Annotated in this window: 1 protein-coding gene and 1 pseudogene; both read right to left on the reverse strand. The window is 65.1% G+C overall.

Annotation, left to right across the window (positions count from 1 at the left end):
- On the reverse strand, positions 1-1,344 hold a 1,344-nt coding region (locus ENZ74_RS31260; protein ID WP_164761368.1), incomplete at its 3' end, for a sugar ABC transporter ATP-binding protein.
- Between the two features lie 79 nt (positions 1,345-1,423).
- A pseudogene (locus ENZ74_RS31265) lies at positions 1,424-1,610 on the reverse strand (sugar ABC transporter substrate-binding protein); the annotation flags it as partial.

The following is a 1,610-nucleotide window of genomic DNA, read 5'->3' on the forward strand; positions in this document are numbered from 1 at the left end:
CATCATCACATAAAGCTCGTGCTTGGTGCCAACGTCGATGCCTCGGGTGGGATCGAACAACAGCAGGATGCGGCTCTGCGCCACCAGCCACTTGGCGATGGCGATCTTCTGCTGGTTGCCGCCGGAAAACGCACCGGCCCGCGTCCACAGCGCGCGGCGGTCGACCTCGACAGTGGCGAATGCCGCCTCGACGGAGCGGGTCTCGGCTTGCGCGTCGACAAGGCCTAGCCGTGTGAAGCGCGATATCACCGGCAGCGTGGCGTTCTGGCTGCCCGACAATTTCAGGAACAGGCCTTCGGATTTGCGGTCTTCCGGCACCAGGCCGATGGCCATGTTGGGGCGCAAGGCATCGGCCGGCGAACCGAGCCAGACCTTGCGGCCGTCGACGAGGATGTGGCCGCGCTCGATCTCGGCCATGCCAAAGCAGGCCAGGAACAGGTCCTGCTGGCCCATGCCTTGCAACCCGGCGACGCCGAGGATTTCGCCCTTGCGCAGATCGAAGCCGGCGCCGTCGAGCTTGCGTCCGACCTTGAGGTCGCGCACGCCCAGAACCGGCGGACCGAAGGCCTGGGCGCTGTCCGGCTTGGGCGGAAAGGTCTGCTCGATGCTGCGGCCGATGATCTTTTCGATGACGTCGGCATCCGAGACATCGGCGACCGGCGCGGTGACGATGTGGCGGCCGTTTCTCAGGATCGTCAGCGTGTCGCAAAAAGCGCGGACCTCGCGCATGCGGTGGGTGATGAAGACGATGGTGGTACCCGCCGTCTTCAGCCTGGCGATGATGTCGCCCAGCCAGTCGACGTCGCGTCCGGCGAGCGTCGAGGTCGGTTCGTCGAGCAAAAGGATGCGCGGCTTGCGGTAGACGGCGCGCGCGATCTCGATCTTCTGGCGCACCGAAAGCTCGAGCTCGCTCACCTCGGCATCGAGATCGACGGAAAAACCGAGATCTTCGATATGGCGGCGGACGGCCTTGCGGGCGGCACCGCGGCGGATCAGGCCGGAGATGCCGACGGGGGCGTAAGGCAGCAGCATGTTGTCGAGCACGGAGAGATCGCGCACCAGGGTCATCTCCTGGAATGCTGTCTGCATGCCGAGCGCATGTGCTGCGCGCGGTGCGCCGTAAGCGATCTCCTTGCCGAAGACACGGACATGGCCTTGGCTCGGCCGGACCAGCCCGGACAGCAGCTTCACCAGTGTCGACTTGCCGGCTCCGTTTTCACCGAGCAGGGCATGGACGCTGCCGGGCGCGATCGCAAACGACACGCCGTCCAGCGCGACGGTCGGGCCGAACGCCTTGCTGATGCCGTCGATCTCGACGGCGGGGAGCTCGGAGTGTTCTGTCATTGTCCTCGATCGCCGGCTTGGCATGGATTGACGACGCACGGACAGTTGTCCGTGCATCGTCACACGGGCCTTGGGAGGCTTAGTTCTCCGGTTGTCCGACGAGGGCAGCATTAAGGCCGACCTCGGGTGTCTGGTCCGAGAAGATCGAGGCAAACCAGCCCGGATTGGAGACCAGCGACGGCTTGAAGGCGTTGCAGCCGGCCTTCATCTCCGCCCATGTGCCTTCGTCGCACAGCTTGATCGTCTCATTGGTAACGACCGGCAGC

It is taken from the genome of Mesorhizobium sp. M7A.F.Ca.CA.002.15.2.1, assembly GCF_003998715.1.
GTDB classification, from domain to species: domain Bacteria; phylum Pseudomonadota; class Alphaproteobacteria; order Rhizobiales; family Rhizobiaceae; genus Mesorhizobium; species Mesorhizobium ciceri.